The 21,594-nt window shown below is 35.0% G+C and carries 19 protein-coding genes; 7 read left to right on the top strand and 12 right to left on the bottom strand.

Annotation, left to right across the window (positions count from 1 at the left end):
- Nucleotides 1-3 precede the first annotated feature (3 nt).
- The 5 genes from ABD676_RS00650 to ABD676_RS00670 all read right to left on the bottom strand — a co-directional run bounded on the left by ABD676_RS00650 (nt 4) and on the right by ABD676_RS00670 (nt 9,168).
- Nucleotides 4-3,306, bottom strand: a complete 3,303-nt coding sequence (locus ABD676_RS00650) for a SusC/RagA family TonB-linked outer membrane protein (protein ID WP_344672753.1) — start codon at nt 3,304-3,306, stop codon at nt 4-6.
- Between the two features lie 166 nt (nt 3,307-3,472).
- On the bottom strand, nt 3,473-4,624 hold the full coding sequence (locus ABD676_RS00655) for a FecR domain-containing protein (RefSeq protein WP_344672754.1): 1,152 nt from the start codon (nt 4,622-4,624) through the stop codon (nt 3,473-3,475).
- 80 nt (nt 4,625-4,704) lie between these two features.
- Nucleotides 4,705-5,283 carry an RNA polymerase sigma factor gene (locus ABD676_RS00660; RefSeq protein ID WP_344672755.1) on the bottom strand — a complete coding sequence of 193 codons (579 nt, stop codon included), beginning with the start codon at nt 5,281-5,283 and terminating at the stop codon, nt 4,705-4,707.
- Between the two features lie 368 nt (nt 5,284-5,651).
- Nucleotides 5,652-6,293 carry a peptide-methionine (S)-S-oxide reductase MsrA gene (gene msrA / locus ABD676_RS00665; RefSeq protein WP_344672756.1) on the bottom strand — a complete coding sequence of 214 codons (642 nt, stop codon included), beginning with the start codon at nt 6,291-6,293 and terminating at the stop codon, nt 5,652-5,654.
- 136 nt (nt 6,294-6,429) lie between these two features.
- Nucleotides 6,430-9,168: a DEAD/DEAH box helicase family protein gene (locus ABD676_RS00670; protein WP_344672757.1), complete on the bottom strand. Its 2,739-nt coding sequence runs from the start codon at nt 9,166-9,168 to the stop codon at nt 6,430-6,432.
- Between the two features lie 211 nt (nt 9,169-9,379).
- Here ABD676_RS00670 and ABD676_RS00675 point away from each other — a divergent pair, with 211 nt between their 5' ends.
- The gene (locus tag ABD676_RS00675; RefSeq protein WP_344672758.1) at nt 9,380-9,529 is read left to right on the top strand and encodes a hypothetical protein; all 150 of its coding nucleotides are present in this window, start codon (nt 9,380-9,382) and stop codon (nt 9,527-9,529) included.
- A gap of 26 nt (nt 9,530-9,555) precedes the next feature.
- Here the strand turns inward: ABD676_RS00675 and ABD676_RS00680 are convergent, their stop codons facing one another.
- The 3 genes from ABD676_RS00680 to ABD676_RS00690 form a co-directional block, all read right to left on the bottom strand.
- A complete protein-coding gene (locus tag ABD676_RS00680) occupies nt 9,556-10,680 on the bottom strand; it encodes a TlpA family protein disulfide reductase (RefSeq protein WP_344672759.1) in 1,125 nt (374 codons plus the stop codon).
- A gap of 81 nt (nt 10,681-10,761) precedes the next feature.
- Nucleotides 10,762-11,085 carry a TFIIB-type zinc ribbon-containing protein gene (locus tag ABD676_RS00685; protein ID WP_344672760.1) on the bottom strand — a complete coding sequence of 108 codons (324 nt, stop codon included), beginning with the start codon at nt 11,083-11,085 and terminating at the stop codon, nt 10,762-10,764.
- A gap of 131 nt (nt 11,086-11,216) precedes the next feature.
- On the bottom strand, nt 11,217-12,608 hold the full coding sequence (locus ABD676_RS00690; protein WP_344672761.1) for an RtcB family protein: 1,392 nt from the start codon (nt 12,606-12,608) through the stop codon (nt 11,217-11,219).
- Between the two features lie 424 nt (nt 12,609-13,032).
- Between ABD676_RS00690 and ABD676_RS00695 the strand changes: the two genes are divergently transcribed.
- Together ABD676_RS00695 and ABD676_RS00700 are read left to right on the top strand one after the other, a co-directional pair.
- Nucleotides 13,033-14,424 carry a hypothetical protein gene (locus ABD676_RS00695; RefSeq protein ID WP_344672762.1) on the top strand — a complete coding sequence of 464 codons (1,392 nt, stop codon included), beginning with the start codon at nt 13,033-13,035 and terminating at the stop codon, nt 14,422-14,424.
- Between the two features lie 12 nt (nt 14,425-14,436).
- Complete coding sequence (locus ABD676_RS00700) at nt 14,437-15,441, top strand: SPFH domain-containing protein (RefSeq protein ID WP_344672763.1); 1,005 nt, start codon at nt 14,437-14,439, stop codon at nt 15,439-15,441.
- A 202-nt stretch (nt 15,442-15,643) separates the two neighbouring features.
- On the opposite strand, the gene ABD676_RS00705 is transcribed toward ABD676_RS00700, so the two are convergent.
- Both ABD676_RS00705 and ABD676_RS00710 read right to left on the bottom strand, forming a co-directional pair.
- Entirely contained in the window at nt 15,644-16,282 is a 639-nt protein-coding gene (locus ABD676_RS00705) for a hypothetical protein (protein WP_344672764.1), read from the bottom strand.
- Nucleotides 16,283-16,388: 106 nt separating this feature from the next.
- The gene (locus ABD676_RS00710; protein WP_344672765.1) at nt 16,389-16,829 is read right to left on the bottom strand and encodes a hypothetical protein; all 441 of its coding nucleotides are present in this window, start codon (nt 16,827-16,829) and stop codon (nt 16,389-16,391) included.
- 269 nt (nt 16,830-17,098) lie between these two features.
- On the opposite strand from ABD676_RS00710, the gene ABD676_RS00715 reads away from it, so the two are divergent.
- The 3 genes from ABD676_RS00715 (at nt 17,099) to ABD676_RS00725 (ending at nt 19,001) form a co-directional block, all read left to right on the top strand.
- Nucleotides 17,099-17,383 (top strand): DUF7218 family protein, encoded by a 285-nt coding sequence (locus ABD676_RS00715; protein WP_344672766.1) that lies wholly within the window; start codon nt 17,099-17,101, stop codon nt 17,381-17,383.
- 11 nt (nt 17,384-17,394) lie between these two features.
- Complete coding sequence (locus ABD676_RS00720) at nt 17,395-18,420, top strand: DNA topoisomerase IB (RefSeq protein ID WP_344672767.1); 1,026 nt, start codon at nt 17,395-17,397, stop codon at nt 18,418-18,420.
- A 125-nt stretch (nt 18,421-18,545) separates the two neighbouring features.
- Entirely contained in the window at nt 18,546-19,001 is a 456-nt protein-coding gene (locus tag ABD676_RS00725; RefSeq protein ID WP_344672768.1) for a PA2169 family four-helix-bundle protein, read from the top strand.
- Nucleotides 19,002-19,392: 391 nt separating this feature from the next.
- Here the strand turns inward: ABD676_RS00725 and ABD676_RS00730 are convergent, their stop codons facing one another.
- Nucleotides 19,393-20,079: a DUF421 domain-containing protein gene (locus ABD676_RS00730; RefSeq protein WP_344672769.1), complete on the bottom strand. Its 687-nt coding sequence runs from the start codon at nt 20,077-20,079 to the stop codon at nt 19,393-19,395.
- A gap of 87 nt (nt 20,080-20,166) precedes the next feature.
- On the opposite strand from ABD676_RS00730, the gene ABD676_RS00735 reads away from it, so the two are divergent.
- Nucleotides 20,167-21,057: an SDR family oxidoreductase gene (locus ABD676_RS00735; RefSeq protein ID WP_344672770.1), complete on the top strand. Its 891-nt coding sequence runs from the start codon at nt 20,167-20,169 to the stop codon at nt 21,055-21,057.
- Here the strand turns inward: ABD676_RS00735 and ABD676_RS00740 are convergent.
- Nucleotides 21,020-21,544: a CinA family protein gene (locus ABD676_RS00740; protein ID WP_344672771.1), complete on the bottom strand. Its 525-nt coding sequence runs from the start codon at nt 21,542-21,544 to the stop codon at nt 21,020-21,022. The two genes, ABD676_RS00735 and ABD676_RS00740, sit on opposite strands and share 38 nt — an antisense overlap.
- Nucleotides 21,545-21,594: the final 50 nt, after the last annotated feature.

Here is a 21,594-nt window from a genome sequence, read left to right on the forward strand (position 1 = left end):
GTCTTAAAATGTAGCGTTTAATGAAAATGATACTGTCCTAGAGAATGGATATGTTAAACCACGCTCAATTTCTATTGATGAGAACTTCACGGCATCATTCATATTGAATGACGCACGAAGTCTTTGCAGTTTTGCTTTTTTTAACCAAGACTGCTTATAGAAATCGTAGTACAGGTTTATAGCTGCTATATCCAATTCTTTCCGGTCTTGTACGAAACGTGTGGTAGCACGAGTAAGTTCCTGGGCAGGAGAACTTGTACCGTCTCCATTGTCTATGGAATATTCACCTAATCGTTTATATAATGCATTTTGACCCGGCTCTAACCATCTTCCAGTTAATACTCTTTTATCCACATTGTAAACCATATTTACATTTTCAACACGATCAACTAGTGTTTGGTTGTACATTTGTCCGCCACCTAAATATCGAGCTGTAACAGATAAACCAATACCTTGATATTCTGCTTGAACACCGAATGTTCCTTGATATTTTGGCTTTGCAATACCTGCCATAATCATATCGCTGGCATTCCAAGCATATGTTGTTGTTCCATCTTGCTTAACATAGATTTCATTACCTGAAGCAGGGTCAATACCTAATGAAGGAACTGCCCAAATAGCATCCATAGGCATACCGTCCTGGTATTTCTTGATAGGTTTGCTGTTACCTCTATCAGCTGCTAATGCATCCATACGATCATTATAGGATTTCATAGAATTTGATAGCTCTACAATCTTATTTGTATTCGTTTCAATACCGAATTGAAGACTTACAAAGTTTCGTTGCTTCTGCCAAACCTGATAGTTTGCATAGAGTTCCAAACCTTCATTCTTGATTTTCCCTAAATTATCTTTGAAGATTTCAAATCCTGTAGAGCTTGGTAAAGTGATATCTGCAATAAGGTTCTCTGTAAATCTTTGATAATAATCTGCTCGTAAACCAAATGGACCAATTTTTAAATCGACCCCTCCATTATAATCAAATGAAGACTCCCACTGTAAGCCTGGATTAACCATATTAAACAATTGAGAGCCAGGGAAACCATTATAATAAGCTTGTAACGCGTATTCGTAAGTTGCGATTGAGGCATTTGAATTAAAGTTTTGATTTCCTGTTGCGCCGACTGAACCTCTGATTCTGAACAAATCAACATAATTCAATTTTTTGAAGAACTGTTCATTATGTAAGTTCCATCCTAATCCAACAGACCAAAAGGACGCCCATCTACGATCAGCACCAAATTGGGATGAGGCATTGGCACGGTAGGTAAAATCAGATATAAACCTATTATCCCACATATAAGAAAATGCTCCTAGAAAACCCATATCCCTTGTAATACCATCTAAACCAGCAGGGCGAGTGTCCAAAGCATAGCTTCGAGCAAAAATGATATCTTGAAGACGGTCACTAGGGAATCCTTCAGCAAAATATACCCGCTCTGAGAACTTGCGTTCACTCACATTGTATCCAATATTTCCGAACAAATAATGTTTATCTAACTGTTTGCTATAATTAACATTTAAATCCCCTGACAAGTAAGCGCTTTTGCCATTATTGACTTGGTAAGAACCTCTTCTATTTAAGTCATTTACTTGATACAAATCGAATCTGGTATGTTTTCCTGGGTAAAATTCATCGGCATCGGAAGTTTTTGTATCTATACCAATCCGCATCGTTCCTCTCAATCCATCTATAGGCATCCATTCCATATACAGGTTATTTGTAAAATTCAAATAGCTCTCAGCGATTTTGCTGTTTAAAGTTGAATTATATAGCGGGTTTGTAACACGAGAATTATCGGATAATTCTGCATAATATGGAATTGAACCATCTTCGTTTGTAGCTCTCCAATATGGATTCATTTCCACATATTCAGAAAACTCACCATAAGGCGATTCTTTCCCTTTATTCGAGTTAAAAGAAGCTACATTTCTAAATAAGAACTTATTCAAACGATAAGATGCAGATATATTTCCTCCAATATTCTGCCTTCCGGAGCCAATCATTGCTCCAGTCACTTGGTTGTATGTAAAATCTGTGAGCACTCTTAGGTCCTCTGAGCCAAGTTCAGCACTTAAGGAGTGTCTATGTCCAACCCCATTTTGCACTGGTTTAGCTAGCCAGTAGGTATCTAAACCTTCCTCTACTAATTTTTTACGAGCATTATAGGTCTTTAGTCGTTGAATATAATCTGCCGAAGGGTCATAACCAGGCCTTGGCAAATACATTCCATCGATAACCTCAGCCTGAAGCTTTTCTCTTGCATTTGTTAAATTATAAGAGGTTAAATCTGGCAATTCAACATTTAGGCTCATGTTATAACTAATAATCGGTTTAGATCCCGAGATTTTGGTAGTCTCAATTACGATGACACCATTCGCAGCTTTAGAGCCGTAAATAGCTTTGGATGCCGCATCTTTTAAGATTGTCACACTCTCAATACGATTGATATCCAAATCAAATATCCGTTCTACAGAAGCCTCAAAACCATCTAAAATAAATAATGGTTGTGTAGGGTCTTTCAAATAATTCCCCTTGAGACCAGCCGCTAAATTACCATTATCAACAGGAAGGCTACCATTTCCACGTATTTGTAGATCAGGTAATGTATTTGGATTGGAACCCATAGCCAGATTATCCAAAAACATACTTGGCGATATATTCTTCAACGATTGGAAAACATTTGTGCTTCCCATTCTTTTAATATCTTCCTTCTTAATGGTCATTGAAGATCCAGTAAAACTTTCAGCTTTACGCTCATAAATACCTGTGACAACAACATCTTCCAATTCTTGAACTTTTTGTTTCATCACAACCTCGATATGCGATTTTCCATTTAATGGAATTACTCTTTCTTCGTATCCAATGGATGAAAAAGTAAGGGTATCATTCAGTGTTGAAACGATTATGGTAAAAGTTCCGTTTGCCGAAGATTGTCCACCAACGGTTTTGGACTGCGTAGCCCTATTAATAGCTGTAATGGATATATTTTGTAAGGGTTCTCCTTTTTGGTTAGTAATCCGTCCTGTAATTTTTTGTTGCTGAATTGCTTTTGGAATAAGTGTAACAATCCCATCTTTAATGTTATATGTTAAGTTAGTATTCTCTAAAAGCTTACGCATGGCATTATCCAAGCTTTCATTATTAAGTTTAAAATCTTTAGGACCTTCTTTTAGAAGATCAGATTTATTGTAAAAGAAATCTATATTTGACTGCCTTCTAAGTTCAATCAAAACATCCTCAATCTTGGCATTTTTTTTATCCATGTAAATCTGTAATGCAGACCCATATGTGTTATTAGCCAAGACTATTAAGAGTAATAGGACACAGTAATTTAAAATCTTAATCCATTGTTTTGATGAATGGATGTCCATTTTACCCTTTGTTAATTTTAGGAGTATATTCAATTCCATGAATTAATTTGGTTAGTTGAGTAAAATAATTAGGTTATTAAGTAAGTATTTTCAAAATTTATGGTTTTATCTTTTTGATGTGGACCTCCTTTCCTTTTATTTCAAATTTTAAGTTTTCTTTTTCTTCTAGTAATTCTAATACGGTTGAGAGTTTTTTATTTCTCGATATTATTCCACCATAACTTGAAGTTTCTGATGGTTCAAAATCATACACGAATTTTACATCATACCATCTGGAAATAATGGCAAGCACCTCTTCTAAATTGTCTCCATCAAAATAAAACTCTCCACTTTGCCAAGCCCTTTCCTTATTGATATCTGAAACTTGGACAATTAGCTTTTTGCCTTTACCATTGATGGCCATATCTCCTGGATTCAAAATGAATTCATTATGATCATTTTCTAATTTGGATTTAACTTTCAATCTTCCAGAAACTAAAGCAGTAGTTGTTTTAGACTCTTCAGGATAAGATTTCACATTAAATTCCGTTCCTAGCACTTCAACTTCTTGGAATCCAGCATTTACAATGAATTTTCTATGCTTATCTCTTTTTACTCTAAAAAATGCCTCTCCACTCAATGTCACCCTTCTCTCATCTGTAAATCTTTCTGGAAAATATATTATCGAGTTTGCATTTAATTTAACTTCACTTCCATCCGGAAGCACAACAGTAAATTGTCCTGCATTTGGTGTTTTAATCGATTGATATATTTTGCCGGTCACTTCACCATTCTCCAAAGGGATAATAAATATTTTACCAGCTTTAAAATCAACATTAAGACCAGTTAATTCTTTTAGGTTTTTATTCTCTTCCGTCAACTCAACCTCTCTTCCATCTGGAAGTACTAATGTCGCTTGGTTTCGACCAGGAAGAACATCATTGGGTAAAGGACGTGTTGCAATTTTTGAAATAGCTGGCTCTTTCTTTAAAACTTGATAGATCCCAGCTGCAAAAACCAAAAGAACCGCAGCAACACTGGCAACTAACCATCTCTTCCATTGAATTATTTTAACATTATCCTTTTCAATCTCCTTCACTATCTTATGATATAACCTTTCTTTATCATAAGATTTCTCCTCATTATTTGTAGGGAACATTTGATTTTGTTCAAACCAAGTCTTCACCATATGTTGTTCTTCCTTTGTAGCAGTTCCTATTTGAAATTTCTTAAGGATGGACGCTGCTTTATTTCTAAAATTTTCATCCATTTTTAGGTAGAGGTTTATCAGGTCTCTTTAGGTTATGACACATAACCTAAACTTTGAGGGTACAAAAAATTTAAAAAAAATTATAAATTGTTGAGAACAGTAATAAAAACCAGGATATGGATATGCTTCCTAATGGTTTTTAACGCTCTTTTCATTTGGGTAGATACTGTATGTATGGAGATTTCTAATTTATCTGCTATCTCTTGGTTACTTAAGCCTTTAAAATAACGCAATTCAAAAATTAAGCGCATTTTAGAAGGTAATTTCATCAACGCAAGATTGATGGCCTGTTCTTGATCCTCTTCAGGATTTAGATCTTCTTGATAAGAATGATGTTTGGATAGGTATAGAGCAAAAGATTGAATATAATCTTCCTTTATTTTATCTCTTCGGAATGTATTTAAGCTTTTGTTTAATGCCGTTTTAAATAGGTATGATGAAATAGAGTCAATGTGTTTGATTTTGTTCCTATCGGACCAGATAGCAACAAACATCTCTTGAACAATGTCTTCGCTTTCCGCTATGTCACCAATCCTTTGATTTACAAATTGGAATAGACCATCAACATAACGGGAATAAAACTCATTAAACGCCAATAAATCATCAGATGCTATTGCTTCTAATAATTCATTTTCGTCCAGGTTTGTGTAGTTTCGCATTGATTCTCATAACAAATATATTAAATTATCAATTGCGTTGTTTGAAACTCCTGTTAAACTTTCCACGTAGGAAAGTTTTAAACAAATATTTCCAAATAAATTACTTTTTATCAATTAAATAAAGCATATCAGGCAAATAATAAACCTTACCTGATTAGTTTTAGTTAGTTCGATCGAATACATCGAAGGGTTAGTATCGGAACATAAGCCATGTATGATATTTTCAATTTTAAACTACTATTCTAATGCGCTTTGGGAGACCAAGGCACAGATTAGTAAGTGTTACCATATATGGTCTGGAAACACCTTTAGATTGCATATAGATTAAACTATAAACTAGCCTAAGAAATTAAAAATAACAATGAATCCTACTTCTTTGGATTGGCTTTTTTAGCATATTCAAATAAAGAAGGATCGATATGACAATAACCGTTAGGATTTTTATCTAGGTAATCTTGATGATAACCTTCAGCATCATAGAAGTTCTGAATCTTTGATACTTCCACCTGAATTTTCGAGTTGTAGTTTTTCGCGATTTCCTGAAGCTTGCTTTTAATAATAGCTTCATCCTTAGGATCTGTAAAATAAACACCGGTTCTATACTGTGTTCCAATATCATTACCCTGCTTATTCAAGCTCGTTGGATCAATTGTTTTCAAATAAAGATCCATCAGCATATCTAAACCTACTATTTTTGGATCATAAACAACTTTTACGGTCTCCGTAAATCCGGTTTTTCCAGTAGTCACTTGTCTATAGCTTGGATTTTCAACATGCCCATTGGCGTAGCCAGCTTCTGTAGAAACAACACCCCTCACCTGCTTAAAGAAATGCTCCGTTCCCCAGAAACATCCACCTGCAAAATAAACGGTATGCTTATCCTTTTGATCACTTATTAAATCCTGTTTCTTCTCTGTCTTGTTGGAATTAGTATTATTAGTAAATCCTGTTATGTTCATCAACAACACGGTCAATATAATTCCTGCCATAATAATATAGATCTTTTTCATCGGACGAATCCCTAATGTTTACTTATGTAAAATTACATAAAATATTAAAGACCAAACTGATAACCTAAATAAAATAGCATTCTCTTGACATGAGACTAATGTATAATGTGGTGAATAGAATATGGAAAATCTCACTTTATCGCCAAACATGAACATGTTGTACTGTGCTATCGTCACTTAGATGATTGGCTAATGCTTTCACCTTAGACTGAATTAGTAATCGTCGACCTGCAATACTTCGGGTAAAAAACAACTCACACTTTCCTACTTCATTTTCCCAGTTTTTAGCAAAACTGTTAGCTAAAGCTGCTTTTTTTCCAAGTAACTCTGGTACAGCATGAAAATCCTGTTGATGGATTATTTTAAACACCTTACTCTTTCGAATAATGATATATCTAGGATTTCCAATATGATCTACGATTTCCTGTATCATCTCCACAAACATGGACTTTTCAAAAGAAGTACCTCCATCTAAGTGGCAATAAACCGAGCCTTGATCGTTAGCATAGGTTAAAACCTTCAAATCCTTTATTGGTGTAGTAAACATCTTGCATTCCACGAGAGTCTTAGTCAAAGCATTCCCGATATGGTAAATATCTAAGCTAATATCTCGGTATAAGGTATAGTATTTAAAGGTTCTAAATGTTCTTCTAGCAAAAAACACAGTCCATACTCCTATCATACCCATAATTGCTGTAGAACTATGAACACCTACGAACTTACTAAGGTTTGCAATAGCTTGTGTAGACCATTCCAGATATAACGCAATGGCACCAGTACAGGTAGCCACCATATTTCGAATGGTCTTATGCATCTCAGCTGCCTTTACTTGATTGTACTGCTCAGGTTCAAATATTGGGAGCTTAATTTCTTCTATTAACTGAGTACCCTGTTTAATCGCAGTCTTCCATTGTTCCGACAAGCGGGCTCTTTGTTTTGCTAAGGCAAGGGTGTTTTTATTAATATCATCACATGAATGAGGTTCTAAATCCTCTGGAATTCCCAATCGAGAGAACCCATTCTCAATTCCCCCATTTTCCTTTTCAGAAATACCTACAAAATTCCGGAACCTTCTACGGATTAGATCTAATTCAGCTCCACCCGTACTTGAAGTTGGATCAATTGTTGCCAAATGCCAAATATTACTCGTCTTATTGGGAACCATTAGATTCGTCCGAATGGCCCTCCCTCGCATTTGATTGGAAGAAACAAATGAGCCTATAACTGATGCGAGAATAAGACTATTGATAGATGGAGCATCCCACCCTTCTCCCAATAAGGCTTTAGTTCCAATTAGAATTTCAATTTCTCCAAGTTCAAATAATTTGGTTACTAAAAGAACGATAGCATCCCTATTCTGGTCATTGACTCGAATAATTTGAAAGTTCGGATCAGCAGGTAATGTCGACTGAACATACTCTACGACTCGTCCCATATGGAGACATAATTTATTAAATGTCGCTATTGCTGACTCTGGAAGAATAACAAGCGTTCCGGTTAATACTCCTAATAGCTTATTATTATCGTTATTTCGTCTTAACTGTTCAAATATTGGAACGACTCCAATCTTTTGAAGCTCGATATTATTTTCAGAGATGGTGTCAAGATATTCCTTACGGACATAATCTGTCAAGATTACCTGTCTAAGCTCTTTCCCTAAAGTTTGAAATTCAAAATCGACTATTTGGTTAATGGAAGATAATTTAGCATTGCTATTGCTTAAGTACTTGAGGATATCTTGTTGTTTTTCAAAGCCAATACGCTTTCTTTCTAAAATACCGGCACGTCGAAGCTTTCGTTGCCAAGTATCTTGGAATTCTTTATACTTCATGGCAAAATAGCCCTTTTCATCAAAAAGAACTTGCTTTAGGAGTTCCTCCATCCATTCATAATCCAAATCAGGCAACTTCAATTGGCTTTCTTCCTTTGGTCTTCCCAATAATTCAAAATGCTGTTGATCTAATTCTTGTTGATGATAAGAAAGAAAGATTAGACAGGCAGAATAAAATGCTAGGTTTTCATGAATTTGAAAATCATGCTCTAAAGGTGCCAACATAAATGGATGTTCCTTTATCGCCTGTAGTAAAGTTGGATCCTGTACTATTTCATTAAAGAAAATCTTTCCTTGAGAACGAATTTGACGAATTTTCTCAGTTTCAACTAATCCTAAAGATGAAAAGTAAACAAAGTCTTGATGAGGACAAAGATCACCTGCTTTTATCAGTTCAGGCACAGAAATTTCAGCATCAATAGGGCCATTCATGGTCATATAGCGCATCCATTCCATCCGACTAACATCATAAGGTGGTGTAGCCGTTAAACCTACTATCTTAGGGTTTAATTCTTTCTTAATTTGATCTAGAGTGAGCCACCATTCATTTTTCAAATGATGTGCTTCATCTAATATCAATGTTTTAATACCTACCTTTTTTAGATTACTAACGATCTGCGGCAATAAGAAATAGTTTGATTTTTTCTTCTCCCTAACATCCGTTTCATGCTTAAAATCTATAATGATGCTTTCAGCCTGGTTATCATGGCATGCAGCATGTAATCCTTGATAGGTTACTACTGTTAATAACTTTGGATTTCGAATATCTCTGGATATCCAATCAGGTTCTTGATCTGACTGGATAAATAACTCTACAAACCTTTCGATCCATTGGTTTCTAATTGCTAATGTAGGGGCTAAAATTAATGTTCCATTTCCTATCCTGAGCATGACTTCCAACCCTAAGACAGTTTTTCCAGAACCTGGAGGGGCAATTACGTGCAAGTGGTCATCCTTAAGATGGGACGCCAAGTCATTTAAAACACGTTGTTGATAATTTCGCCAAGGATATTTAAATGCAATATCAGATGAAAAAATAGACATTAGTTGCTGTAAAAGTTAAATCTTCGAATAAGTTGAAGCGAAATGTTTTTATGAATCACGGTTTTGATTACAAATCAAATTTAAAGCTAAGACATTTTTGAAAAAAAATGCAACATTTTTAATTTAATTAGGCACAGTTATACATTATGGTTAAAAATTAGCATTGTCAATCGCTATTTTCAAACAAAACATTCACTAAAAATTATCTTTTATGAGTCCAACTACCTATTACATTATTGGCGGTGTTGCCTATGTATTTAATATTTACAAGATTATTTTAAACAAAAATGCCAAAAAAGGAAAAGCAGCGGTAATGCATAAGTTTAAAAATGAAGAAAAACTAAGGTTTTCCAGAATTTAGATTTTCTTTATTAATCATCCTGTTCTTTAAAGATTTTTCTCAATTAATTCCTCTATTTCCTTCCCTATTCCTGAACTATATCCTGCAAAGCCTTTTATTATTGCCCCTTGTTTATCGATTAAATAAAAAACGGGATACGCAGAAATATGATAAGCTTCTAAATCCGTACTTGTCTCTGAACTATTGGGATAAGAAGCATACTTAACTCCAAATCTCTCATTCATTTTTTTCACATCCTCTCTTTTATCAAGAGGATAAATCGAAACTATGCGCATTTGACCCGACGTATACCTTTCATTCAAATTATTCAACATCTCAATGGATAGCATACAATGAGGACAACCAACCCAACTGACATTCAACAAAATCAATTTGCCTTTCATATCCTTGATATCTAAAGACTTTCCAGAATGATCCATGAATCGCAACGTTGGAACAGCTACCCCCTTCTTCAATAAAGGTTTTCTATCCTTTTTAACTTCTAAGGTAAAGTCAGAAGGGACTTGTAGTCTTTTTAAATCTGGAAAATTCTGTTGATCGAAACTGATCTTCTTAATATCATGTTCCTCCGAATAAGTAACATGAAGATCACTTTCATCTAAAAACCCTTCACTCTTCATACGAATAAACACCGGAAGGCTACTGCTTTTATCCAACAAGATCTTTAGTTGTTTTAAAACGCGTTTTTCTTGATCCAAAGAATCAAAAACTGTAATTAAATAAGATTTATAGGATATCCCATCAATAACTGAATCTCTTTCCAACTTAACTTCCTTTGCCTTTTTCAATTCCTTTTCCAGCTTAATCATCAAATTAGGTAGAGAATTCCAAATGGTAGGCGATAGATAAGATGGCTCTTTAATAGCATAAGTTTTATAAGGAACTTGTATGGATATCAGCTTTTCAGAATCACGCCAGACCTCATATCTCGGCATTTTCACTTGAACTAAGCTATCTTTTGAGGAATAATCAAAATACCCGTTAATGGTATCCATATGAATCTCTTGACTAAAAATATCCGTGAATTTAACATGATCAATGTAGTGAAGCGTTTTAAAGCTCTTGAATTTCCGAATAGCATCTTGTAGTTCCTGTCCCAAAACAAATATTGGAAGAAGGAAAACAATAAGAAATAGGAGTCTTCGGTTCATAAGCAGGCTATTTAAATTAAGAGTCATATTTACCTAAAATTCCATAAAAAAACTTCAGTTTTCACTGAAGTTCTTTTATTTCTAATCAAAATCAAAGAAATCTGATAAAAATGATTTCTTCTTTTTAGGGTATCGATGACCATCCTTTCCATATTGCCCATCATATCTTCGATCCCGATCATCATATCGATCGGAGCGATCATGGCGATCTTGATAATCGTTATTTCTTCTTTCATAAGAATCATCACCTCTTGGTTGACTTGCAGTACTTGAAGCGGCAAAGTCCAATAGCTTATCTAACTCCCCCCTATCTAACCAAATACCTCTACATTGTGGGCAATAATCTATTTCCACATTTTGACGATTTGTTATTAATAATGTTTCATTACAATTCGGACATTTCATAGTATTTATGTTGATGTGCCATCAAAATAGTAAAATATGAATAAATACAAGCTCTTTTACCATATTTTTGACATTTTTTAACGAAATAAACAAAGGAGAATAAATCTCCTTCGTTTATTAATTCCTCGAAATTACTTGGCCATCCTAACAATTTTTGGAGTAAATGTACCGAGGACATCTACTAATTCTTCCTGAAGTTTCATGACCGTATGTATATCCTTATAAGCCATTGGAGCTTCATCAACTGCTCCGCCTATTAATTCAATCCCAGCTTCAGCAATTACTTTTTCCATTTGGCTCTTACTGATCTTCTCCTTACATGCGCCTCGTGACATCAAACGTCCTGCTCCATGTGAAGCAGAGTTAATACTGTCTTCTTTCCCCTTTCCTACAACAATAAATCCAGGCGTAGTCATAGAGCCCGGTATTATACCTAAAGTCCCTTCAGAAGCGGGTGTAGCACCTTTACGGTGAACAATAACTTCCTGACCATTCAACAACTCTTTCCAGGCAAAGTTATGGTGGTTTTCAATATTGAGGCGCACTCTTGCTCCCAAGGCTTTAGCTAGGCGACGATGAATATCATCATGACAAGCCTTGGCATATTCACCTGCCAAATTCATAGCTAACCAATATTCCTGTCCATCATGCGTGTCCATATCTAACCAAGCCAAATGTTGCACTTGCTTCGGCAATGGACATTGCTTTGTTGCCAATTGGCTATAATGCTTTGCAATATTAGCACCTAATCCTCGAGAACCGCTATGGGATAAAACAGCAAAGTATCTCCCTTTACCAAGTTTCCAACCGGGATAATCCTCAAATAATTCCACGACCCCAAATTCTACAAAGTGATTCCCTGTACCTGATGATCCCAATTGCTTGTACGCTTTATCCTTTAAAGATTTCAGTAAGGGTATATCCTGGAATGCTGCATGATCCAGAATTGCGTGATCAGAGCGATTAGTTTGCGATTCATTTAATCCAAAAGCAGTATTATCCTTTAGGATATTCCGCAATTGAAATTCACGTCCTTTAACATGTGAAGCTGGAAGATCAAATACTGATAAGCTCATTCTACAACCAATATCCACCCCTACACCATAAGGGATAACGGCATTATTTGTTGCTAAGACTCCACCAATTGGTAAGCCATACCCAGAATGTGCATCAGGCATCAAGGCTCCTTGAATAGCAACTGGGAGTTTTAAAGCATCATATAATTGACGCTTCGCTACCTCATCAATTTCATTTTCTCCATATATCTGAAAGGGTACTCGATGATTTAATAATTCCTGTTTTCTCACCTCTACCGGCTTAATCAATCCCTCTGCTACTTTACCCCAAGTACCGTGTCCTAAGTACTTATCTGGCGATAGCAGGACATCCTTTGCTTCCAAAAGGATGTGATCTTTCTTGTCACCCTTTCGATAACGTGATATTTGCCCTAAGGCTATGTTTATTGTATTATTTTGTGGAAAGCCTAACTTGATTAGGTCTTTTCCTGAAAGTTTATTTCCCATTGATTTTTCTATACTTTTTAATAATTGGGTCATTATGATTTGACCCCTTAGATTAATCCGGGCAAATATTTTAGGTCTTTTGGAGATTTGTATACTCCCTTAGGAAAACATAAAAAAAGCCCGAATATTCTTCGAGCTTTCTGTATTTATCAATTGTTGATTTTATGATAAAGTATAAGCACGAAGAGGTCTTTTAGCAAATTCTTTTGCTAACTGACTGCTGTTTTTGGTAGTAACGAGTACAAACATATCTCTGTCGTGTTAAAAGATTAAACAATATTTATCGGCAACAAAAATAAATGATAGTCAGCAGATTTCAAAATTCCAGCATAAATTATAGGATAATGCGCTACATATAGGCAGGATAGATTTGCGATAATCCGCTATTTTTTTAACTTTATGTCAATAATCACACTACCTGCGAATGGCAAAAAACATTAAAGCTTTAAAATGCCCTCATTGTGGATCTGTAAAAAAGCAGGCCATCAAAGAGGATCATTATTTATGCAATAATTGCGGAACTGAATATTATTTAGATAATGACGATATCAACATTAATATAAAGCATAATTATAATAGACCTAATACGTGGCAATGGAATGATTCAAATAAAAAAAACCTAGTCATTCTATTTGTTTTCGTGGCTGCCATTATTCTAGTCCCATTGTTTGTTAACTTGTTCAGTAATACGAATCAAACAGTAATTAACCCTGTTATTCCGGAAGCTCCAAAAGAAAAAGAGAAAGGTTATCGCGACTATGTATCTGACTTTATTTTTAACAGCAACCAAGCCAAGGATAATGTTATCATATTGATGCGAATGCAAAGACGATTTGACAACAGAGATTTACAAAAAGAACAAAGTTTTATACGTTTTTACGATTGGAATACTGGAAAAGTACTATCAGATATTCAAATGAAGAACTGGAGTGAGGGAAATTATCTACGCTTTAGAACATTTGATAATGGTAAAACTTATATCATTCCTGATAAAATTAATCGTGTTTATGAAGCCAATTTTGATAAACAAACAATCACTGATGTAACCGAAGAACTGTTTAATAATGTGCCTGAATTTTCATCTGGAATTGCAACTATGGAATTCTTTTATGTAAATGAAGGAGATGGTTTTAAAATAATGACCAATGATGGAAAGGAGTTTTTCTACTTCCCAGGACCAGATTTAATATTTAAAGAATATTCGGCTGTTCGAAAGATAAACAAAGGAAAAAACACTTTAAAACCCAATGCTATTGAAGTTCCAAAATACATCTTCTCAATTAAAAGTTCAGATTACCCAGACGAGAAGATTCAATTACTGAAGTATTGGTACAGATATAACTTGGGCTATCCATATGAAAAGCCATATCGCTTACAATGGAAGAAGGAATATCAATACCCTAAAGGTTCAGGTATTTTTATAGGCACATTCCCTTACAAGAAAAAACTATTCACCGATACTCGTATCAGAAAATTTATTGACCTGACACCAGATCGATTATATTTTGATCCTAAAATTGAATATCAGGACAGTACCAATTTAATAATATCTGGTTTTCCCAATGCCAACCCAGAAAGCAACCGTATTATCCAAAAAATAGATACCAATGATGGTAAGGTTTTATGGTCTTTCAATGCTCATCCTGAAGGAAAATATCGTTTGGATGATGAGCTTATACCTTTCAAAGGTGGAATAATCATGCATCTATTCCTCACAAACAGCAGTTCGAACAATCGAATTGTTCAACTAGACCAAACTGGCAAAATTGTGAAGGAAGTCGATGTAATAAAAGTTATAGAGAACAACACCCCATAAAATCAATTGATTATGAGTTTATTTGATTTTTTTAAGAAACAATTGCAGACGGTTATAGAATGGCAACCGCAGCAAAGTGATTTGTTAATCTGGAAGTATCCGGCAGCGACAGATGAAATAAAAAATGCCAGTAAATTAATTGTCTCACCAGGGCAAGGATGTATACTCGTAAAAGAAGGAAAGGTAACTGATGTCTTCACGGAACAAGGCACTTTTTCCCTAAGCACAGATAACTTCCCTTTTATCACCAATGTGCTAAAGGCCGTACAATTATTCGAAAGTGAGCATAAAGTTGGTTTATATTATTTCCGCTCTGCTGATGTAATGAACCAAGGATGGGGAACCAGCAGCCCTATCAAATACATGGATAGTCAATACAACATCCCTATTCAGCTAGCTGCACATGGGAATTTTTCCTATAGACTACTTGATCCTGAAAAACTATTTACCCAGTTAGTGGGAACAGTTCGTCAATACTCCACGCAAGAGTTTAGAGATGTTGCCCAATCCAGAATCTTGCAGATCCTTACTTCTCATTTCTCAAAAGCTCAATTACCATTCAATAAAATTGACTCCCAATTGAATGAAATCAGCAAGCAAGTAAAAGAGGAATTAAACAATGAGTTTGAAATCCTTGGCATGCAATTAATAGATTTCCGTATTGAAGGCAATTTCTTTGATGAAGAAACGGAGAAAAGAATTGGTCGAATTGCCGATATCACTTCCGATAGTTTAGCAGCAGCTGAAGGAGGCCTCTCCTACGCTGAACTAGAAAAATTAAAAGCTTTGCGTGATGCAGCTAAAAATGAAGGTGGTCTTGCTGCTGTTGGAGCATCTTTAGGCGCAGGCGTAAGCTTAAGTCAAATCTTTACAGACAAAGTTGATGAGGTAAGTAAAGGTGACCCTTCAGATGATCCGCTTAAGAGGTTGCAGAAGCTCAAAATTCTATTGGATGAGAACATTATTACCCAAGAAGAATTTGATGCCAAGAAAAAGGAGATTCTGAAGGATATATAAAAATGATTAGAAATCCATTATCTCAATCATCAACAAAGAATTCATCGATGCTTAAGGATTAGCTGATGACTTCTTTCCAATATTCAGCTCTAGATTATTCCCTTCTTTAGAAGAATTATAGCAGCAAGGATATTCACAGCATTAAAAAAGCCCTGAACGGCATCAGGGCTTTTATCAAATAATAAACAACTTAAATAATATCTTAATATAAGTAAAGGTCTACCAGGTACCGTAATACTTCGGTATCACTACTGAATTTATCAAGTAATTTTCTCCAGCTTTCTTCATTAAATTGAACTTCATTTCTCTTACTATCATTATACCACCATTTCCCAGAATTATCCTTTTCCAAACTTGCTGACTCACCATCGTTTTTATATTCCAAGCCTTGATCGTTCCTTCGTATTGAAATATTCGCCGACCTATTATCGCCTTCATTACCATGATCACGATTGTTCCTAATATTTGATGTTCTTTCGGAGTTCCTATTTTCTTTGACGATTTCCGTTCCTAAAATATCGACTTCAAAGCTTGCCTTATAGTCCCTTTCACCATAATTCTCGCGAATTAACCGACGGAATAAGCGACTCTTTAAACTCTTCTCATCAGGATCACCCTTGAAATAGACATCTATATATTTCTTTTCAAATTTAATCTCATTCCCCTGATTATCACTAAAAACCAACGCGTTAAAAATATCCTTTTTTAATTTGGCATCATATTTCCCGTCCTGAGAAGTAAATTCCAAGTCCCCAAATATATTGGTTCTAGTTTTACCTGCTTGTGCAAATAACTGTTGACTAAACAATAATAAAGTAATGAATGTGGCTAATAATTTCATGATTATGATATTTAATATTGGAGCTAAAAATCTCGAAAAGGATTAATTTAAAATGGCATATTTTTTCAAAAAATGTCCAGCTAGTTTTGCTTCAAGATTTTCTTTGCTAATTAGGTCGTTTCATATTAAAGAATGCCTCCAAAATTAACTTAACCTCATCATAATATTTCTTTCTATCAGGCATGCCAATCTCCTCTTCTTGATATCCCAATTGTACAGTATGTTCCAAATTAACGAGGTATATCTGTATATCAATCCGCTGTCGTTCTTCTCCTAGGTCACTTACCAAAAAATTAATGGTCATTCGGAGATGTTGACTAAAAATACCCTTCGGAATATATTTTTTTTTGAATTGGAAAAAACCCTCTTCCCGGTCAATTTTCTCAATAAAAAAATCATTTTGCAAAGCAAATTCCTTAAGACCTGCATTCACCTCTTCATAGGTGATATTATTGATGATCAGATGTTTCTCACCGGATTGTGCATACGAAGTAATAGTAATGAAGGAGAATAATAAAAAGGATAGCAGTTTTTTACTGAGTTTCATAATTAAGTATTTGTTAGTATTTAAAATAAGACTTATCCATTAAGGAAATAATGGGGCCATTCGTAATTATGGACTTCAGATAGAAAGTAAAGTTTAACGGTAGGGAAAATTAATTTTCAAGTACCACAAATCAAATTATTTTAGTTTTAATATCCACCTAATTCTACAACATAATCCTTCAGGTTAATTGAGCAAAGGCATATAATCGTTTATTTTAAATTCAAATTCAGGTACTTATACGGGTAACAATTAGTAAAATGAACTGTTCAATGCATACATTCACAAATAAAGAATTGGAGGATAAGATGACAAAAGATCATGGAAGCAGCATTAAGAATGATGCAAAGTATGAAGCATTAAGAAAAGAAGGTATGTCGAAAGAAAAGGCAGCTAGAATTTCTAATGACCCTAACTCGAGCAAGAAGGGTGGCAAAGCTAGTGATTTAGGAGATCGGTCAAAGACTGAATTATTGGAAGAAGCAAAGAAAATCGGCATTAAAGGTAGACACGATATGAATAAAGATGAATTAATTAATGCCATTAGAAATCATTAAGGTGTATTTATATGATGGATGCTGCCAAGCTTCTTAAAAACAATAAAGCACTTAATTTAATTTATGTTGATTGTAAAGATCCGGGGTATAAGCGAAAAGCTTTAAAATCTGGTTTTATTTATCTCAATAGCCAAAACCGGATCATCAAGAATTCAAAGGTCTTGGATCGCATTAAGGCTTTAGTAATTCCACCAAATTGGTCAGAAGTATGGATATGTCCACATGAAAATGGACATATCCAAGCTACTGGTATGGATCAGAAATCCAGAAAACAATACCTTTATCATAGCTCTTGGTCATCATTTCGCTCCAGCAGCAAATTCCATCTTTTAAGTAATTTTGGCAAAACACTTCCACTCTTTAGAAAGAAGTTAAAAAGAGATATCCAAAGAAAAAACTTAGACTTAACAAAAGTGTGTGCTATCGCACTATGGGTTATGGATGAAACATCTATAAGATCAGGGAATAGCTTCTATTGCAAACAAAATGGTTCTTATGGCTTAACGACCTTAATCAATAAGCAGGTTAAAATTGAAACCGATAAAATATTCTTTAAATATGTTGGAAAAAAAGGTGTACTCCAACAAAAATACCTAAAAGAAAAACGTCTTGCCAAGCTTTTGAAAAGTATTAAAGATCTACCTGGTCAACAACTTTTTCAATATTATGATGAGCATAAAAAGGTTCGCCCATTAGAAGCCGTAGACCTGAACAATTACTTGCAAGAAATATTCGATTCTGAAATTACTTGTAAGACCTTTCGAACTTGGAATGCTTGTTTCTATTTTTTAGAATTTGTTGTCAACCATGAAATTCCTTCTCAGGATAAAGAAAGAAAAGAATTACTTAAATCAGCAATCGATTATGTCGCTAAGCAATTGGGAAACAGTAGAGCAGTAACCCGAAAACATTATATTGATCCAAAACTAATTCAATCCTATGAAAGTAAAGAACTCGATAAATGGATCTCATCCACAGCTTCAAAAACTGCATTAGAACAAGAAAAATCAATCCATCGTAAATTATTACAACATTAATAAGTCGGATTCTCTGTTCTTTCCATATTGATTTTCAATCTACTGAAAACCAATTAATTCCCAAATTCAAAATAGTTTCAACTAATTAAGTCTCCAAGCTGTTCATCCAACAAAAACATCATATCATGGAAAATACAGATAAAAAAGTCAATGTGGTTAATTCAGCAATTGAAATTAATAATGACCGCATTGCAGGTTATGAAAAAGCCATCGAGATTGTAAGTGGAGGCGACATGCAAGATTTAGTACCCATATTTCAAAAGTATAAAGAGCAATCCATAACATTCAAATCAGAGCTAACACCCTATGTACTACAATACGGGGAACAGCCAGAGGAAGGTACTAATATGAGCGGTAAATTGTTCCGCATGTGGATGGATATAAAATCATTGGTAGCCCCTTATACTGCCCAAACGGTTTTAGATAGTTGTGAACGCGGTGAAGATGAATTTAGAGATGCTTATAAAGATATCCTAAATGATGCATTAGAAGATTATTCCGGAATCGTGGATTTATTACAAGCACAATTAAGCGATCAACAAGTCGCTCATCAACATATTCGTGAATTAAGAGATCGATAAATTCCTTGTCCCAAATATCCATATGATTACAGGTAAGCGAAAACCCCAATTTCCTTACCTGTTTTTTATGCGAAAAATACGTTTTTTCTTATGTCAAATACGCCTTTTCAATATCAAACCCAACTAAACCCAAGTTCGGCTGTTCTAAAGAATAGGTAACAATAAAATTTTCGACAGCATGTTTTTATCTATATTTTTAGGCGTAGTAGTGATTTTAGTCATAGGCTTTACGGTAAATAATATTCGGGCTTCTCATAAGAAAAAAACAAATTCAAATGATTTATAGTGCTACAAATCTATACTTCTAAAAAAATATTTTTTTATACAACCATACACCCCAAATCCCTGACATCGCTTTGTTAGGGATTTTCTTTTTTTGGCACAACATATTTTAATGGTATAGACTGTTAATGGCATAAGTCCATTTCTTTTTATGGCATTTACAACAATCCTTATCCAAAGGAATTTCTTTTTCAATATTACCGCAGAACATACAGGCAACAGGTCCTTTCCCCTCTACGATAACCTCAATTTCCTTATAATGATCAGGAAATAATGGGAGTCCGTACTTTACCTCTTCATCCGCATAACGCAATACACTTAAAGAACCATCAATTTCCAATACCGCCATTCTTACTTGTCCCAAATGTTCAATCGATGCATTCCTCAATTCCGAAAAGAATTCCATCTTTGTAAATGTTGTTTTGTTTTCCGAGGTGACCGCAAATTCACCATCCCGAACAATAACAAATATCTCCCCTTCTAACAGATGATTAACAAAATCAAAACGTGCGGCTAACCAAGTGATCAATTTATAAAATAGAATTACGGTAATAAAGACCATAACCGCATTCGCTAATGGAAAATCATCCTGAAACATGGGATCCCCAGCTGCTGAACCTAAACCCAATATAATGGCCACCTCAAATAAAGTCAATTGCCGAACCCCTCGCCTCCCAGAAATTCGTAACATCACTAGGATTAACACAAACATAAATAGGGATCGAAGAATAATTTCTAGAAGAAATGAAGGCTCAACACCATCAAATATCATGGTATATAAGGTATTTCCGTCCATAATTGTTTTTTTATTATTGAACGATTATGCCATTAAATTGTTTAGAAGTAAACAAAATGCTTTGAATATTAAAATCATTCAAATACTATGGAAACTAGAACAGAAGGAAATCCGAAGAATTTATATCCTAAACCACCTTTCAAAAAACAAGATCAAGATCCTCCTGGTGAAACTAAGCATATGGACCCTCGTCCTGATCATGGTGAACTGAGCTACGAAGGCAATAATCTTCTACGAGGTAAAACAGCCATAATAACTGGTGCAGATTCTGGTATTGGCAAGGCAACTGCCATTGCCATGGCAAGAGAAGGTGCAGACATTCTGATTGCCTACAAGGACAGTATCGAAGATGAAGATGCGAAAGACACCCTGGATTGGGTGACTAAAGCTGGAAGAAAAGCCATACTTTTCAAAGGGGATATCCGATCTGAAGATACCTGCAAATCATTAATAGACCTTGCTGTTCAAGAATTTAAACATATCGATATTTTAGTTAACAACGCTGCCTATCAGATGTCTTACAAAACTATTGAGGAGATTTCGGCGGAGGAATGGAATAAGACTTTCGAAGTTAACCTTTCTGCCATGTTCTATTTGGTAAAACATGCATTACCACACCTACGAGCAGGATCAAGTATTATCAATACGACTTCGGTAAATGCCTATGATCCCAATCCTACCCTCATTCCCTATGCAGCAAGCAAAGCTGCCATTCAAAATTTCACCTCCAACTTGGCTCAAAAATTCCTCGAAGAAAACAAGGGAGTTCGTGTCAATGCAGTTGCTCCAGGACCTGTATGGACACCTTTGATTCCTAGTACCATCCCTGAACATGAACATTTTGGTGATAATACACCCATAGGAAGACCAGGTCAACCTGCAGAAATTGCTCCTGTATATGTATTTCTAGCCAGTGCAGCTGCTTCCTATATCTCTGGTGCTACGATTCCTGCAACGGGTGGTCGTATAACGATTTAAGATGCAATAACTCCTCTAAATTATTCAAACTGGCATTGAATGTCTCTATATAAATATCAGCAGCATTTTCAGTTGCTATATAAAGCCTTTGTTGTAAGATATGCTCTTCACAAGAACAGATTAAAAAAACCTCACCTTCCGCTGTATGTGGATTAGGTTCATCTCCTTCATATGCCCTGCCCGTGATTGAAAAATAAATATCAGCATCTATTAATTTTTTCAATCCATCTAACATAGCCATGGTTACCTCCATGGATTCTGCTGTATATTGTTCGATTAGCGAGGCAGGAACCTTTAATAAATCGGTCTTAACCGATTCATGAAAACATACTATACCACCTTTTAAACACGCTCCTGCATTCACTTGCAAACTCCATACACTGCTCATAAATCCAGCGGTCATACTTTCAACAAATGCTAAACTTAATCCTCTTTCCTGCAATTGATTTCCTAGTTCGTTTAATTGCTTATGATTTATCTGACTCATGATTTCTCCCTTTTTGGTTAAACATTCTTCCTCGTAAATCGTTTTCTATT

The sequence above is a fragment of the Sphingobacterium kyonggiense genome (genome assembly GCF_039536825.1).
Classification (GTDB): domain Bacteria; phylum Bacteroidota; class Bacteroidia; order Sphingobacteriales; family Sphingobacteriaceae; genus Sphingobacterium; species Sphingobacterium kyonggiense.

What these genes read in the sequence shown, in the direction of transcription:
- ABD676_RS00655 (WP_344672754.1), bottom strand. Translation starts at nt 4,624, where the DNA reads ATGGATGAAAATTTTAGAAATAAAGCAGCGTCCATCCTTAAGAAATTT.
- ABD676_RS00660 (WP_344672755.1), bottom strand. Translation starts at nt 5,283, where the DNA reads ATGCGAAACTACACAAACCTGGACGAAAATGAATTATTAGAAGCAATA.
- msrA (WP_344672756.1), bottom strand. Translation starts at nt 6,293, where the DNA reads ATGAAAAAGATCTATATTATTATGGCAGGAATTATATTGACCGTGTTG.
- ABD676_RS00670 (WP_344672757.1), bottom strand. Translation starts at nt 9,168, where the DNA reads ATGTCTATTTTTTCATCTGATATTGCATTTAAATATCCTTGGCGAAAT.
- ABD676_RS00675 (WP_344672758.1), top strand. Translation starts at nt 9,380, where the DNA reads ATGAGTCCAACTACCTATTACATTATTGGCGGTGTTGCCTATGTATTT.
- ABD676_RS00680 (WP_344672759.1), bottom strand. Translation starts at nt 10,680, where the DNA reads ATGAACCGAAGACTCCTATTTCTTATTGTTTTCCTTCTTCCAATATTT.
- ABD676_RS00685 (WP_344672760.1), bottom strand. Translation starts at nt 11,085, where the DNA reads ATGAAATGTCCGAATTGTAATGAAACATTATTAATAACAAATCGTCAA.
- ABD676_RS00690 (WP_344672761.1), bottom strand. Translation starts at nt 12,608, where the DNA reads ATGGGAAATAAACTTTCAGGAAAAGACCTAATCAAGTTAGGCTTTCCA.
- ABD676_RS00695 (WP_344672762.1), top strand. Translation starts at nt 13,033, where the DNA reads ATGGCAAAAAACATTAAAGCTTTAAAATGCCCTCATTGTGGATCTGTA.
- ABD676_RS00700 (WP_344672763.1), top strand. Translation starts at nt 14,437, where the DNA reads ATGAGTTTATTTGATTTTTTTAAGAAACAATTGCAGACGGTTATAGAA.
- ABD676_RS00705 (WP_344672764.1), bottom strand. Translation starts at nt 16,282, where the DNA reads ATGAAATTATTAGCCACATTCATTACTTTATTATTGTTTAGTCAACAG.
- ABD676_RS00710 (WP_344672765.1), bottom strand. Translation starts at nt 16,829, where the DNA reads ATGAAACTCAGTAAAAAACTGCTATCCTTTTTATTATTCTCCTTCATT.
- ABD676_RS00715 (WP_344672766.1), top strand. Translation starts at nt 17,099, where the DNA reads ATGCATACATTCACAAATAAAGAATTGGAGGATAAGATGACAAAAGAT.
- ABD676_RS00720 (WP_344672767.1), top strand. Translation starts at nt 17,395, where the DNA reads ATGATGGATGCTGCCAAGCTTCTTAAAAACAATAAAGCACTTAATTTA.
- ABD676_RS00725 (WP_344672768.1), top strand. Translation starts at nt 18,546, where the DNA reads ATGGAAAATACAGATAAAAAAGTCAATGTGGTTAATTCAGCAATTGAA.
- ABD676_RS00730 (WP_344672769.1), bottom strand. Translation starts at nt 20,079, where the DNA reads ATGGACGGAAATACCTTATATACCATGATATTTGATGGTGTTGAGCCT.
- ABD676_RS00735 (WP_344672770.1), top strand. Translation starts at nt 20,167, where the DNA reads ATGGAAACTAGAACAGAAGGAAATCCGAAGAATTTATATCCTAAACCA.
- ABD676_RS00740 (WP_344672771.1), bottom strand. Translation starts at nt 21,544, where the DNA reads ATGAGTCAGATAAATCATAAGCAATTAAACGAACTAGGAAATCAATTG.